The organism is Gaetbulibacter sp. M235 (assembly GCF_043876835.1).
GTDB lineage: Bacteria > Bacteroidota > Bacteroidia > Flavobacteriales > Flavobacteriaceae > Yeosuana.
In genome coordinates this window covers 1-15,625 of the sequence record NZ_JBAWJZ010000005.1, presented here as the reverse complement: position 1 = coordinate 15,625, position 15,625 = coordinate 1, and the positions used below count along the sequence as shown (strand labels likewise).

Genomic DNA, 15,625 nt, shown 5'->3' with positions numbered 1-15,625 from the left:
TTTTAAACTGGAAGCAACATGACTTCTATTACGTCATCAACATGAATCTTATCCAAACCATCAGACATTTTAACCAAAGCATTGGAAACGGCAAATGTTTGCAACATTGCTGAACTTTGCCCTTCTAAAATAGTCACTTCTCCATCTTTATAACTCGCTTTTAAAAGCAACGATCTATCTCCTATCTTTTCATAATTTGAAACAGATTTTGCAAATACCTTAACCAATCCTTTACCTTCAATCCCAGTTAATTTTTGCAATGCCACAAAAACATACATATAAAAACAAGTTAAAGCAGCTGCTGGATTACCAGGAAGCGCAAATAAAAGAGTGCTATCTTTTTTTCCAAAAAACAAAGGCTTTCCTGGCTTTTGGTTTACTTTATAAAAAATTTCCTCAACGTTTAATTCATTCAAAGCTTTACCTACAAAATCATAATCACCTACTGAAATTCCACCACTAATGATTACTAAATCATTCTCTATAATAACATCATTCAATTTGGAATAAGTATCAGTGTAATCATCTTTAATTTTATGAATCGAAATATCCGTAAAACCCAAATTAATTAAAGCACTTTGAAGCATTTTGGAATTACTTTCATATATTTTACCATGTGTTAAAGGTTCACCTGCTTCAACAAGTTCGTTACCTGTAGTGACAATTGCTATCGAAGGATTTTTGAAAACCGAAACTTCATGAATTCCCAATGAACTTAAATAACCAATAGCCGCAGGAATTAATTTTGTCCTTTTTTTTAATGCTAATTCTCCTTTTTTGACTTGTTCACCTATTTGACGAATATTATGCTCTGTTGGAAGCTTACTTTCAACAGTAATATAATTGCCTTTTACAGTTACTTTTTCCTGCATAATAACAGCATTTGCAGAGTCTGGAACTGCTGCGCCTGTAAAAATTCTAACAGCTTCACCCTTTTTTAATTTTGGTTGATGATTATCTCCTGCTTTAACTTCATCAATCAATGAGTATGTAAAATCGTCATGTAAATTAAGCGCATAACCATCCATTGCCGATTGCCTGAAAGGGGGCATATTTATTGATGAATAAACATCCTTGAATAAGGTTGAATTAACGGCTTTATCAATAGATACTTTAATTTCTTTTGAAATTTCTTTGCTGTTTAAATTAACAGCTTGCAAAGCTTCTTCAATACTAATCATTTTAATTTCGTTATGTCAATACAAATATAACGAAATAACTGATTAGTAAATTATGATATTTATCATTTGAATAAAATGCAGAGGAAAATTATTCCAATAACTCTAAGACTTTGACTTTATTTCTGGTAGAAAATATTTTGCCTTCATCATGCAAAGTTTTTATTATTCTTGTAATAACTACACGTGAAGAATTTAAATCGGTAGCAATATCTTGATGGGTGACTTCTAAATCAATATCGTTAGACATTTTGACTTTATTAGTTAAATATTTCCAGATACGGGTTTTCATTTTCATGAATGCTAAAGAATCTATGGATTCAACCATTTCTAATAACCTAAAATGATAGCTATCAATTATAAAGTGACGCCAAGATTTGTACTTAACTAGCCATTCATCAACCATTTCAACTGGTATAAAAATTGCTTCAATGTCTGATTCTGCAATCCCTCTAAAAATACTTTTCTTTTTGTTTATACAGTTTGCAAAGGAAATAGCACAGGTATCACCCGGTTCCAAATAATATAAAGTCAATTCATCGCCTTCTTTCTCTTGCCTTATAATTTTTACGATCCCTTTTAATATTAATGGAATATGGGTTAAATAATCACCTATATTAACTAGAAGGTTTCCATTTTCAATTTTATTGAAATACCCTACCTTAATTATCTCATCTATTAAATCTTCTTCAAATATTTCTGAATAATGAACTAATAAAATTTCTTTTAAATTGATATCTTGATGAAACACTTTAAAACAGATTAAGATTTCGATAAATTTAATGAATATAAAACAAAGAGTCCCTGACAAATGTCAGGGACTCTTATTATTTTTAAAATTATTTTATTTAAAATTTAACTTGAATTTGAGCTAATAAAGCATCATCATCAACATTTACAACTGTTTGAATATTTGCTTGATAGTTTATTTGTAATCTAACCTTATCATTAAAGAAATAATTTGCACCAAAAGTCAATCTTTCCATATAACTGCCATCATCTTTAAGATCAAGGTCTGGATCAAAAAATTCATATTTAATAACTGGTTGCAATTTTTCATTTACGTTATAATATGCCATAATGTAAGCACCATCTCTTCTTTCTCCTAAAGCAACAGGTATGGATCCACAACCTCCAGAAGCTCCACTAAAATAAGCTCCTTCATCATAAATATATTCTCCTTGAATTTGTAATTTATCTAAATGTAAAGCAAATTCTCCACCAACTGAAGTCCTAGAATCATCATTATTATTAGGTACCGGATAACCATATCTAAAACTACCACCAACTGTTAAATAGTTTGTAAGTCTATATGTAAGTCTACCAATTATATCCTTTTTGGTGTTATCATCTTTCACTTTTAAACCACGACCATTCATTAAAGCCACTGCATAGTTAAACTTAGTATAATTATTACCACCTATAACCATAAGACCAAAATCTCTTTGAGGCGCAACTAATTGATCAGCAACTATCGATCTATCTATGGTTGTTAAAGCATTACAAGGTGTTGAAACATCTAAACTAAATGGTTGTTTAAAAGAACCGACAGAAACTCTTGCCCAACTATATTTGTCATAAGTTACAAAAGCATCCATTAAATAAGCATCACCAGAACTTCCAATAAATGGACTGGTTTCTAACATAAAATAATATGAAAAGTCTTCATGCACTTTACCTCTAACACCAATTCTGGCTCTTTTGAACTTAAAGGAATTTTCATTTCCGTCAGTAAAGTTGTAATCATACTGCGGTTGAATATATCCAAACACTTTTACATTAATGGTACTTGTAGAATCAGATGCTGTTAAATCACCTCCGTCACAGCCTTGTGCAAATGTTTTATCAACATAAAACATAAAAACAAATGCTATTAGTATATATATTTTACTATTCATCATATGAGTTTTTTAAAACTATTAATTAGCGAAAAGCGGATAAGATTTTGGAACTGAAGTACTCCATTTATTTGAAGTCCATGAAGGATTAGAATTATACAATCCATTCATTCCAAATTTTAAACTATAGGCATTATATCCCAAAACCCTTAAACAAGCAGTAACTATTGCAGAAGTTTGTCCGGTATAGCAATAAGTAACCACCTTAGCGTTTGTTCCAGAATCTATACCTAAATAACTGTTATCGGATAAGTTAAGAGGATTAATTCTATAGGCATTTGAAATATGTCCGAAGCTTAAATAATCGGTTTCAGTAAAGTAATTGTTGGTGAAATAATCTGCAGGAGATGTTAACACATCAGAACCGGAAACGCCTTGAAAACCTAAAGCTACAACTGCTTCAATGCGTTCTTTAAGAATTGTTGCGCCATCAGAAGAAAGACTTGATATTTCTGGATCTTTATAAACAATATTTGCTGGAGCTCCTGAATTTGTCCAGTTAGAATTATTTTCAGCCACGTTTCCTATTCCATTATTCCAAGGACCAGCTGTACTTGAGTTCCATCCAGACATTCCCCATTTTAATGCTTGGGTATGAGAATAACCATACATACGCAACAACGCTGTTGCATAACATGCTGTTTGACCTGTATAACAAATAACAAGGATAGGTTTTGTTGCATTTGCTGCATCTGTTAAAATGTTTGCGAAGGCTACATTTTTTGCACCATTTACATGAGCTGTTGCAAAATCACTACTACTTCTTATGTCCATTATGTAGTAACTACTCAAGAAGCCATCTACTAAATCTGCTGTGGCCGGTGCGCCAACAACAAATTTTTCTCCATCTGAATTTGTAAGGATTTGGTCTATATCTAAATTATTTTGAACCATATAATCCTTTAACAGAGTGAACTTAGCAGTTGCAACAACATCAGAACCAAGGTCATCTCCTCGGTCACATGATATGAACAATAAACTAGGAATCAATAATAATCCAATTAATAAAAATGATATTTTTTTCATGATGTAAATATTTAATTGTGAAGTTTAGTTTTGTTTTTATTCGATAACAGGGTACATGTTTATGTCTTTTTTAGAAAAAGCATCCAAATGTTGATTTTTTAAATTACCATTCATAAAACCATTGGCTCCATAAGCCAAATTGCCTGTATTGTAACCTAGTACATTTAAGTATGCTACTAAATAAGCTGACTTATGTCCAGTTGCATCATAAACCACTATTTTTTTATCTGTTGGCAATGTTAGTAAGTCTGTTTCAGAAGTTAATGATGAGCCTGGCAAGTAGTTAATTGCTCCTGCTATGTGACCTAAATCGTAGTTTTCTTTTTCTGTGAAGTTTACTACAAAGTAATTATTAGTGTTTTCAAAAACATCTGCAGGCTTAATTATAAATTCTTTATATGGAACTTTAAAAAGTTCTACCAATCTTGCTTTTAAAATATCCTTCGCATCACTTTTCCCTGTATTTAAAACTGGGTGATTGCTACTAACTGGTTTAGCATTATTGGTTGTTTCCACTTTTGAAGCATAATCATTGTTTACATTTTTAAGCCATGAGTCTTTAGCAAAATCTTCTCTCCAAGAGCTCATACCCCATTTCATACTATAAACATTATTATAGCCTGCAATTCTTAAAAGGCCTGCAAAGTAAGATGCTGATTGCCCGGAATAACATACAACAACAATTTTATCGAAATCTGCTGGCACAATTTCACTTTCAAAATATGAAAGCAAATTTTCTGGTTTTAAATTTTTAGCCCCTTTAATGTGGCCATATTCAAACCAAGAGTCACTTCTAATATCTATAACATGGTATTTGGGATTTTTGAGGTTGTTTTTAACCTCTTCAGCATCAATAATTGGTAATGCTTCAGCTTTCATGAAACTAGAATTACTTTCTAAATAATTTAAAAGTGTTTCAAATTCATCTGGCGGATTAACTATTGATAGATTAACCGCACTTGATCTCCCATAAAAAGATGCGGTTAATGTTATAAAAAATGCAATAAAAAAAAGTTTAGTTTTTTTCATAATACTTAAGATTTAAATTTGAATAAAATTAAAACTCAAGCCTATCGATTTTCATGACTTTTGTCAACTTTAGCTAATACATAATCAGTTTACTGTGTAACAATTGTTACACCTCGTTACATCAATAATGATTATAGATATGATAAATACCTTCTATGTAATTGAAGAAAAACTTATACGTAGTATTTAAATTGCATGTGTAATAGAGGATCATAAAACACCTTTTAACACCATTCAAAATTTCTTGTTTTGTAGCTTTCAAAAAAGAATTAAATAAAAAACTCTGCATTTTATTAAATGCAGAGTTTTTAGCCAGTCTATCAAATTTTAAATAATATTATCAAGTGTCACTCTTAGAAAGATTAATTCCTTTAAGTAAAATAAAAATACCCATTGTAGCCAACCAAATCACTTTAACATGGAAAACAGGCTTATAAATTTCAAAATTATCTGGGATTGCTAATATAATTCCCATGGCAGTAAGACCAAGTAAAACAGTAAACCATCCTAACCATTTATCAAGAATTCTCCATTTTAAAATTCCAGCACCAAATAATATTAATCCTACCCCCGAGAAAATTCTTCCAAAACGAACAAAACAAGTTACATATTGATTTGTAAAAAGTGTGCCATCTAAAAATTCTTCAATTTCAGCAGGCGATTTACCCATAGTTTGGCCAACTCCCCAAGCTCCATAATTATAATAATAAGCAGCTGCTATAGCTATAGTAAATGTTCCAACTATAATCATACCTGCTCCTGGAACTATTAAAACACCATAAGGTTTTTTTCCAGTCATAGAAACAAAAGCAAAAATTGCAATTGCCATTGTTACCCACCCAAAAATATGAACTCGGTACATCCAAATCCAATACCATACATCCTTTCCTATTTCAGAAAAGTCTGAAGCTTTAAAATATTCACCAACGTGATGTGGAGAAAGAGCCCAACCACACCATAATAATACAGCTGCCACTATAAATGACCAACCTGTAAATTTTGTTGCAAAATTTTTTTCCATGTCGTTTAGTTTAAGTTGATTAACAATATATAAAGACTTTAAATAATGTTTGTAACATAAGTTACATATAATAAATTCACAAATTGTAATTTCAGTAAAATTTGTTTTATCAACTTATAATTCAACCCTTTTGAAAAGAAGATCTTTTGTTAAAAAAGCTACGCTAAGTTCGTTTGCTACACTTATTGGAGCAGAAATTGTTTTTGGTTCTAATATAATGGAAGGCTATATACCATTGGCATTACAAGACCCCGATCCATTTAAAATGTTCAATAAACATAAAGAAATGATTGTCTTAAATGATAAGCCTTGGAATATTGAAGCTCAAGCACACTTGCTAGACGATAAAATCACCCCTAATTCCTGCATGTTCATTAGAAACAACGGATTAGTTCCTGAAAATATTGATGCTAAAAAATGGGTGTTGAAAATTGACGGAGAATCTGTTGTAAAAGAAAAAACATATACCCTTTCTGAGTTAAAATCAAAATTTAAACATTACACCTATCAATTAACAATAGAATGTGGAGGAAATGGTAGAAGTGAATTTAACCCTCCTGCAAAAGGAAACCAATGGACTGTTGGAGCTGTACACTGTGCCTCTTGGACAGGTGTGCGTTTGAAAGATGTTTTAGAAGATGCTGGAATAAAAAAAGATGCTGTTTACATTGGTTATCATGCGACCGATATTCATTTAAGTCGCGACCCAAAACATGAACCAATTTCAAGAGGTTGCCCTATGAGTAAAGCGCTACAAGACGAAACCTTAATAGCTTTTCAAATGAATGGTGAAGATATCCCGTTCATTCATGGTTATCCGTTGCGTTTGGTGGCTGGTGGTTGGCCTGCATCTGTTTCCGGTAAATGGATTAATAGAATCAGCATAAGAAACAAAGTTCATGACGGTACCAAAATGACTGGTGATGCTTACCGAGTTCCTTGTAAACCTGTAGAACCAGGAGAAAAAGTTAAAGACGAAGATATGTGTATTATTGAATCTATGCCGGTTAAGTCTTTAATTACTTATCCTAAGTCTGGTGCCATTATTAATAAGGGCAAAGTATTAAATATTAGAGGACACGCTTGGGCAGGAGAATTGGAAGTTGCCAAAATGGAATATTCTATTGATTATGGTTCAACCTGGAATACCTGTGTGATTGAAAAACCAACAAACAGATTGGCATGGCAACATTTTACAGCCTCAATAAAATTCCCCGATACTGGGTATTACGAAGTTTGGGCTAAAGCAACAGATACAAATGGGATAGCACAACCTATGCTACTACCAGGATGGAATCCAAAAGGATATTTAAATAATGCCTGTCATAGAATAGCTATTAAAGTTAAATAATGTCAGAGGAATTAGATTTTTATAATCAGGTTAAAAAGATATATAGGTTTTTGCTATTACTCTTTAGCTTGTTTGTCATTACAGGTGGGCTACTTGTTTATTATATGGTAAATCCTTCTTTTTTTAGTTTTAAAAAAACACTAGAAGTTGAGGTTGCAGTTGAAGAATTGGATCCAGACAGAATAGAAAATGGTATTCATGTAAGCACAGGTTTTGTTGATGCAGAAGGTTTAATGACCGTTGTTAGAAATTGTACTGGTTGTCATTCTTCAAAATTAATACTTCAAAACCGAATGAATGTTGAACGTTGGAATGCTACCATTAAATGGATGCAGGAAACACAAAATTTACCAGATTTAGGGAAAAATCAAGAAATAATCGTAAATTATTTGGCAACTAACTATCCTCCTGTTGATAAAGGAAGACGAAACATTTTAACAAATATAGATTGGTACGAATTAAAAGATTAAAATATAATATTATAAAACTAAACTAAAACACAATAATCATGGAAAAGTATATTAGTGCATTTGTTAATGCCTTTAATGGAACATTAGATTGGACATGGAAATCAATAATTTTTGATGTACCATGGTACACCAATTATTTTTGGGGTTTAACAGCTATATCGGCTTTTGTTTGGCTTTTAGAAATAGCTTTCCCATGGAGAAAAGAGCAATCAATTATAAGAAGAGATTTTTGGTTGGATGCTTTCTATATGTATTTTAATTTTTTCGTTTTTTCAATAGTAATCAGTGGTTTTTACAAGATTATAGGCTTACTTTTTAATGAAATGAATATCACCTCTAAAAGTTTTGCAATTTTCGACATTTCGCAATGGGCTATGTGGCTACAACTACTGGTTTTTTTCATCATTCTTGATTTCGTTCAGTGGTTTACTCATGTATTATTACATAAATATTCTTTTTTATGGAAATTCCACAAAGTGCATCATAGCGTTAAAGAAATGGGATTTGCTGCTCATTTAAGATATCATTGGATGGAAAATGTTTTGTATAAACCTTTAAAAACATTTGGAGTTATGATTATAGGTGGTTTTGAACCAAATCAAGCTTATATTATTCATTTCATTACTATTGCCATTGGTCATTTTAATCATTCTAATATTAAAATTACTTGGGGACCGTTAAAATACATTTTTAACAACCCTGTTATGCATTTATATCATCATGCTTATACCTTACCAAAAGGAAAATATGGGGTAAATTATGGTATCAGTTTAAGCCTTTGGGACTATATTTTTAAAACCAACTACATACCAGAAGATAGTGGAACTGTTGAGATTGGTTTTAAAGGGGACGATAAATTTCCGCATGATTTTATAGGTCAAAACATTTATGGATTTAAAAAAGGGCAAAATTAATTTTACCCTTTTTTTAATTCCCTGATTTTAATATAATTATATTTTAGGCATAAGGCAATACTTTTCTAATTTGAAAATAAATATAAATCAATTAAATACTTAACAATCAAATGCTTAATTATTTTAACAATAAAAGTATTTTGCATTTTATCGATTTTTTTTGCATTTCATAGATAATTTATATATATTCGTTTCATAGATTAATTAGTCCCAAACTGAATTAACTACTTATGAAGCAACTTTTTATAATCTTAAAAACTAGTTATATTGTTGCGTGCCTACTTTACTCATTTATTTCTTATTCCCAAACTGTAATAAATTCTGAAAATTTCTTTTTGACTTGGGGTATATGGAATGATGGAGGAACTGATTGTTCTTTAGTATTAGTATCCCCTTTAAACTTGACACAGTCAGCCAACATACAAGGTAAATCCTCTTCATCGAACATGACGACTGATGGTATTGACTTGACTACCTACGGTTCGGTTGTAATGTCTTTTGATTTCAGAACAAGCAATTTTAGTACTGGAGAAGATTTTTGGGTAAGGTTTTCAAATGATGGTGGGTCTGTTTGGACAACTGTTAAAGCCTTTGTTAGAGGAACTGATTTTAATAATGATACAAACTACACCAATGTTACGGTTACTTTTGATTCTACAATAAACTCTTTTACAGCCAATTCAAAGTTTAGATTTCAATGTGATGCTAGCAGTTCATCTGACGATGTTTACATTGATAATGTTACAATTACAGGGTACCCCCCTACACCAGAAATAAATGTAAAAGGTTTAGGCAACTCAATTGTTGGTGATGGCACAAACACGCCTATGCTTTCAAACAACACAGATTTTGGTACAGCACAAATATCGTCACAAACCATAACCAAAACTTTTGTGATTGAAAATACAGGTTCTGGAGACTTAACATTAGGTTCTATTTCATTATCCGGTTTAACTGAATTCACAATAGACAGTAGTCCTTCTCCAGGTTCCATTGTGTCATCTGGAGGAACAGCCAATATAGTTGTTTTGTTTTCTACATCTTCTATTGGTATCCAAACAGATTTATTAACAATAAATTCTGATGATTCAAACGAATCTTCTTATCAGATTAATATTACTGCAACTGGTGCAAAAGTATTTTTTGATAGTGATGGTGATAGTATTTATGATGATGTTGATATCGATGATGACAATGATGGTATTTTAGATTCTGATGAACAAATTGGTTGCAAAAACTCTTCTTCAACCAATGAAGTAATTTACAAATTTCTTGAAGAAACTTTTGGAGCTGGTGAACGTACTACAATTGACATTACCTATGATGCCATAACAACCTATTGCTATGAAGATGGTACAGCAAGTTGCGCATCATTAGGAGGCAATGATTTAAATGATGGAGAATATACAGTTTATTACAAAGCAGCAAATGGTGATGGAACAAACCAAACACCAGTTGAAGAAGTTGCTAATTGGGCAGATGCATATTGGTATACAGGCGAAGACCATACACAAGGAGACACAAATGGTAGAATGGCTATGTTTAACGCCGCTATTGACCCTGGAGTTTTCTATACAGCACATATTATCGGAACCTTTGCTAACGTTCCAATAACTTATAGTTTTTGGGTATTAAATTTAGACAGATCAGACGCTCCTGGAATCGAGACTCGCTTAAGACCAGACATACTTGTTGAATTTAGAGACATGAGTAATAATCTTATAACATCAATCACAACAGGTGAAATTGCTCCAACAACAGCTGGAAATTTAACTGGAGATTGGTATCAATTTACAGCAGATTTAAATCTAGGCGTAACTGAATTTCAAGTTATTTTTACAAATAACCAATTAGGTGGAACAGGAAATGACCTAGCTATCGATGACATAGAAATTAAGCAAACTCTGTGTGATCATGATAATGATGGAATTTCAGATGTATTTGATTTAGATTCAGACAACGATGGAATTCCAGACGTGATAGAAACTGGTTTAGGAATTTATAGTGAAGGTAAAGCAACATTAACTAATGTCTCTTCTTGGGTTGATGCCAATGCAAATGGCATGCATGATTTATTTGAATCACAAACACCAATAGACACTGATTCTGATGGAATACCTGATTATTTAGATTTAGATAGTGATAATGACGGCATTTTTGATGTTGATGAATACGGTGCAATCAATAGTAATGATAGTTCATTTCAAAACGGTGATGGTGATGTTTCAGGAAACGGTGTTGGAGATGGCATTGACTCTGAAACTTTTAGAGAGAAAGACTCTGATGGTGATGATATTTTAGAAGGTTTTGGCGATGGCATTTTAGATTGCTTTGATTTTTTTGAAGGAAACACAAATTATGCAGACTCTTTTGGTAATAATAACCAAGGAACTGGTCCTCTTTATGCTTTAGATTCTGATAATGATGGCATTCCTGATTATAGAGATATATATAACGATATTACTGGAATTTATGATATTGATACTGTTGAGATTTATGCTTCATTACCTCATACAAACGGTGTTTTAGATGATACTACAGATGCTGATGGCGATGGTGTTATGGCATCACGTGATGGTGATGACTCAGTTTATGGCTCTCCAAGAAATTTAGATGCTAGTTATAGTCTTTATTTTGATGGAAGGAATGATTATGTTGAAGACGGAAATTTAATAAGTTCAGGAGAAGCAACTCTTATGGTTTTTATAAAATCTGGTGGAACAAATACAAACAACAATGACCGCATCATAGCCGGCCAAGACAATTTATATTTACAAGTTAATTCAGATAATACTGTAACTGCAGTTGCCGAGGGTGTTTCTTTGATATCAACAACCATATTAACAGATGGCATTTGGACTCATGTAACAGTTACTACTAAATCTGGGGAAACTATTTTATACATTAATGGTATTCAAGAGACTAGTGATACTTCAGGGGGAATTACGGATAGTTCCAACTTTTTCATAGGAAGTAGTTCTTCAAACAACAATTATTTTAAAGGAGAAATTGATGAAGTTAGAGTATTCAATTCTGCCTTATCAATTGATGATGTAAAAAAAATGGCATATCAAGAGTTAGATGAATCCAACAGTTTTAATCGAGGGAAGATTGTTCCTATAGATATTTCTGGATCCATAGGCAGCAGTTTGATTAAATACTACAAAATGGATAGTTACCAAGACGACATATTAGATGACAAAAAAACCTCAAGTATCGATGTTGCTGGAGCTAAAATTTATAACGTAAAAGATATTTATTTTCAAAGAGCTCCTCTACCTTATCAAACCATTTCAGATGGAAATTGGACAGATTCAGCTACTTGGTTATATGGTAGTGAATGGGATATTACATCCAAACAAAACAATTCAGACGATACCTCTATTGTTCATATAAAAAACAATATCAATTTAGATGGTTCTTATAATACGCAAGGTATGGTAGGGTTAATTGTAGATTCCGGAAAAGAGTTTTCTATTGAAGGCAATAAAGGTTTGTACAATAGCTTCTACTTAAAACTAGATGGATTAATCGATTTAGATAATGAATCACAATTAATTCAAAGCATTAATAGTGTTTTAGATGTAACAAGTTCAGGAAAAATTGAAAGAGATCAACAAGGCACTAAAGACTTATTCACCTATAACTATTGGTCTTCTCCTGTCGGAATAAGTAATACATCAACAAACAACAACAGCTATAAACTTCCTAATGTTTTGAAAGACGGCTCGGTTCCAGCATCTCCTTTAAACATAACATTTTTAACATCTGGTTATAACGGTGCTCCCGGAGCACCTGGAGTAACTCCAATTAGCATTGCAGATTATTGGATTTGGAAATATTCTAATCAACTTAGCAATAGTTATCCTTCCTGGCAACATGTAAGAAGTACAGGAACCTTATTAGCTGGAGAAGGTTTTACAATGAAAGGTGTAGAAAACACGAGTGGAGTTATTTCTTTAGAACAAAATTACGTGTTTAACGGTAAACCAAATAATGGAGATATTAGCTTAACATTATCAGCAGGAAACGATTATTTAATTGGAAACCCATATGCCTCGGCAATCGACGCAAATGAATTCATTTTAGATAATATCAATAGTTCTGGTGGTAGAGCAACAAGTGACATTATAGATGGTTCTTTATATTTCTGGGAGCATTTTGCGAGTTCAACACATGTTTTAGCAGAATATCGAGGTGGCTATGGCACTTATACATTAATTGGTGGCACCAAAGCAATTTCAAACGACTCAAGATTAGATAACAATGGTGAATTAGGCACTAAAACACCACAGAGATACATTCCAGTAAGTCAAGGCTTTTTTGTAACCGCCAATACTGGTGGAAATATTAGCTTTAAAAACAGTCAACGTGTGTTTAAAACTGAATCTAGCGATTCTTCTGTTTTTATGAAATCATCAAATATAAAGGAAGATGCAGAAAATAGTTCCAACAATGGTGACATCAGAGAAAAAATAAGATTGCGATTTGATTCACCTTATCACTATCACAGACAATTACTTGTTGGAGTTGATAGTAAAGCATCAAATGATATTGATTTAGGATATGACGCCATTCTTATAGAAAATAATAAAGAGGATATGTTTTGGGTTGTAAATAATCAAAAACTTGTTATTCAAGGAGTAAACAGTTTTAATCAAGAACAAAAATTACCTCTGGGAGTAAAAATTTATCAACAAGGTTTGGCTTCAATTAAAATTGATGGTTTAGAAAATATCCCTAATAACCTCAATATATATATTCATGATAATCAATTAGGTATTATCCACAATTTAAAAGAAAGCAATTATGAAGCATATCTAACACCCGGAACTTTTACTGATAGATTTGAAATTCAATTTGATATAACTCCCGAAATTTCATTGGGAACCGATGAGATAGAAAACAACACTTTAAATATTTTTTACTCCAATAACGACTCTAGCTTAATTTTGTATAACCCAAATTTAAAGCTAATAAAATCAGTGCAATTATTAAATATTTTAGGACAATCAGTTTATGAATTTAATAACGTTAATAATATTAATATTCAGAAATTTAAAACCAACCGTCTTATTCCAGGAGCCTATATTATAAATTTAAAAACTTCAAGTAGCACAATTACAAAAAAAGTATTGGTAAACTAAAAAAATATAAAAATCTTCATACAAATAATATATAAATAAAAGATTTACTATAAAATTTTTACACTTAATCTGATTTTTTTAACTTTTTATCGATGTTTTTATTTTTTTTGTATTATATTCGTATAAGTAAAAAAACTTGAGATAAAAATTATCAAATTTATATAAGCTCTTTTTTATTTAAAAAACTGTTTTACAGAACAAAAAGATTAATTAATTCTTAAGTAAAATGAAACTAGCATACTGTAGAATAAAAAGGTATTTCAACGAGTATTTTTGTTATCTGGCTATTGTTAGTTCTAATTTTGCTAATCCCTCAAGAAATTGGTTAATAGCACAATAGACTGAAAATCATTTATCTATGAATAATTTAATTCATTGATGGATGCTTTATGGTTGTGCAACGCCCTAAATATTAACTTATTATGAAGAAAAATGTTAAATTGCTAAGAATACTTTGCATTTTGCTGATTAGCTGCAATCTGCACGCAAGTAGTATTTCTTCTCGTAACCTACCTACTCAACATCTACAGTATAAAATTATATCTTTTTTTGTTGATTTATTTTCAACACACGATAGTGTACAAACTATTAACGATAAAAGTTCTAATGATATTGTTAGTTTTTTAAAATTAACTTCTACTAAATCTACTGCTGCTTTTGTATTAGCAACTGGTGATTATCAATCAAATGGAAATGGCAATTGGGATGATCCTAATAGCTGGAGATTATATAACACAGCTACAGGTTTATATGATATAATTCCATTAACATATCCAGGTGAACTCTCTGGTTCATATACTGTAACTATTCAAGCTAGTGATACAATTTCTGTTTCATCTAATTTAACTATAAATTCTATTGGCGACCTTGTTATAAATGGAACATTAAATCTAAGTTCTAATCTAACTACAACCGCTATGGGAAATGTTACTGTTAATGGAACTTTAATTTTAGGGGATAATACTTCTAACCAACATATTACAACTTTAAATACCCAACAACTTACCATTGCAACAACAACACCTGAAATTGGAACTCTTATATTTTATGGACCAAAAGTTAGACTAAACTTACCAAGTAATGCAGCCTTAATTATTGAGCCTTCATCCACAATCAATGGTGATTGTACTAATAATGATGAGATCTTTATTGGGTCAGACAAATATGCTACTTGTGTTGGTGGTGGTTCAACCACTTATTCTTTTGGTGAATTAGTTGCCAGTGGAGGTTCAATTAATGCTGAAATCACAACTCCACCATCAAATTCTGCAATTGAAGCTTGTTCTCTTGTTTCTTTAGAAGGTACATATACTGGAACTATTTCTGGAACAACCATTAATTATCAGTGGAGCATACTAGATCCTAATGATGCTACTACATTATTAACGTCAACCGAGTCCGGAAATATATCTTCTTCTAGTTTTACCCCAACAATAACAGGTGATTATTTGGTTTCTTTTGAGGTTTCTGATGATAGCTATACTAATGTTGAAACTAGAATTGTAACTGTAACTAACGATACTACGCCTCCAACTATAACTTGTCCTGCTAACGTAACTGTCAGCGCCAATGCTTCTTGTGAGGCTACTGG

The 15,625-nt window shown here is 31.6% G+C and carries 11 protein-coding genes; 5 read left to right on the top strand and 6 right to left on the bottom strand.

Translation table 11 applies throughout. From position 1 onward, the window contains the following. Positions 1-2: 2 nt before the first annotated feature. The 6 genes from V8G69_RS09310 to V8G69_RS09285 form a co-directional block, all read right to left on the bottom strand. On the bottom strand, positions 3-1,181 hold the full coding sequence (locus V8G69_RS09310) for a molybdopterin molybdotransferase MoeA (RefSeq protein ID WP_394881565.1): 1,179 nt from the start codon (positions 1,179-1,181) through the stop codon (positions 3-5). An 88-nt stretch (positions 1,182-1,269) separates the two neighbouring features. After that, a complete protein-coding gene (locus tag V8G69_RS09305; protein WP_394881563.1) occupies positions 1,270-1,929 on the bottom strand; it encodes a Crp/Fnr family transcriptional regulator in 660 nt (219 codons plus the stop codon). A gap of 97 nt (positions 1,930-2,026) precedes the next feature. Beyond that, positions 2,027-3,076: a porin gene (locus V8G69_RS09300; RefSeq protein ID WP_394881561.1), complete on the bottom strand. Its 1,050-nt coding sequence runs from the start codon at positions 3,074-3,076 to the stop codon at positions 2,027-2,029. Between the two features lie 21 nt (positions 3,077-3,097). Beyond that, the gene (locus V8G69_RS09295) at positions 3,098-4,102 is read right to left on the bottom strand and encodes a rhodanese-like domain-containing protein (RefSeq protein ID WP_394881560.1); all 1,005 of its coding nucleotides are present in this window, start codon (positions 4,100-4,102) and stop codon (positions 3,098-3,100) included. Between the two features lie 36 nt (positions 4,103-4,138). Continuing rightward, entirely contained in the window at positions 4,139-5,131 is a 993-nt protein-coding gene (locus V8G69_RS09290; RefSeq protein ID WP_394881558.1) for a rhodanese-like domain-containing protein, read from the bottom strand. A 340-nt stretch (positions 5,132-5,471) separates the two neighbouring features. Then, positions 5,472-6,152 carry a hypothetical protein gene (locus tag V8G69_RS09285; protein WP_394881556.1) on the bottom strand — a complete coding sequence of 227 codons (681 nt, stop codon included), beginning with the start codon at positions 6,150-6,152 and terminating at the stop codon, positions 5,472-5,474. Between the two features lie 130 nt (positions 6,153-6,282). Between V8G69_RS09285 and V8G69_RS09280 the strand changes: the two genes are divergently transcribed. The 5 genes from V8G69_RS09280 to V8G69_RS09260 all read left to right on the top strand — a co-directional run. Next, positions 6,283-7,503, top strand: a complete 1,221-nt coding sequence (locus V8G69_RS09280; RefSeq protein WP_394881554.1) for a sulfite oxidase — start codon at positions 6,283-6,285, stop codon at positions 7,501-7,503. Beyond that, complete coding sequence (locus tag V8G69_RS09275) at positions 7,503-7,973, top strand: monoheme cytochrome C (protein ID WP_394881553.1); 471 nt, start codon at positions 7,503-7,505, stop codon at positions 7,971-7,973. The genes V8G69_RS09280 and V8G69_RS09275 overlap by 1 nt, the downstream gene beginning before the upstream one ends. A gap of 38 nt (positions 7,974-8,011) precedes the next feature. Next, the gene (locus V8G69_RS09270) at positions 8,012-8,887 is read left to right on the top strand and encodes a sterol desaturase family protein (protein ID WP_394881551.1); all 876 of its coding nucleotides are present in this window, start codon (positions 8,012-8,014) and stop codon (positions 8,885-8,887) included. A gap of 230 nt (positions 8,888-9,117) precedes the next feature. After that, complete coding sequence (locus V8G69_RS09265; protein ID WP_394881550.1) at positions 9,118-14,034, top strand: LamG-like jellyroll fold domain-containing protein; 4,917 nt, start codon at positions 9,118-9,120, stop codon at positions 14,032-14,034. 422 nt (positions 14,035-14,456) lie between these two features. Next, a partial coding sequence (locus V8G69_RS09260) for a hypothetical protein (RefSeq protein ID WP_394881549.1) occupies positions 14,457-15,625 on the top strand: 1,169 nt, incomplete at its 3' end.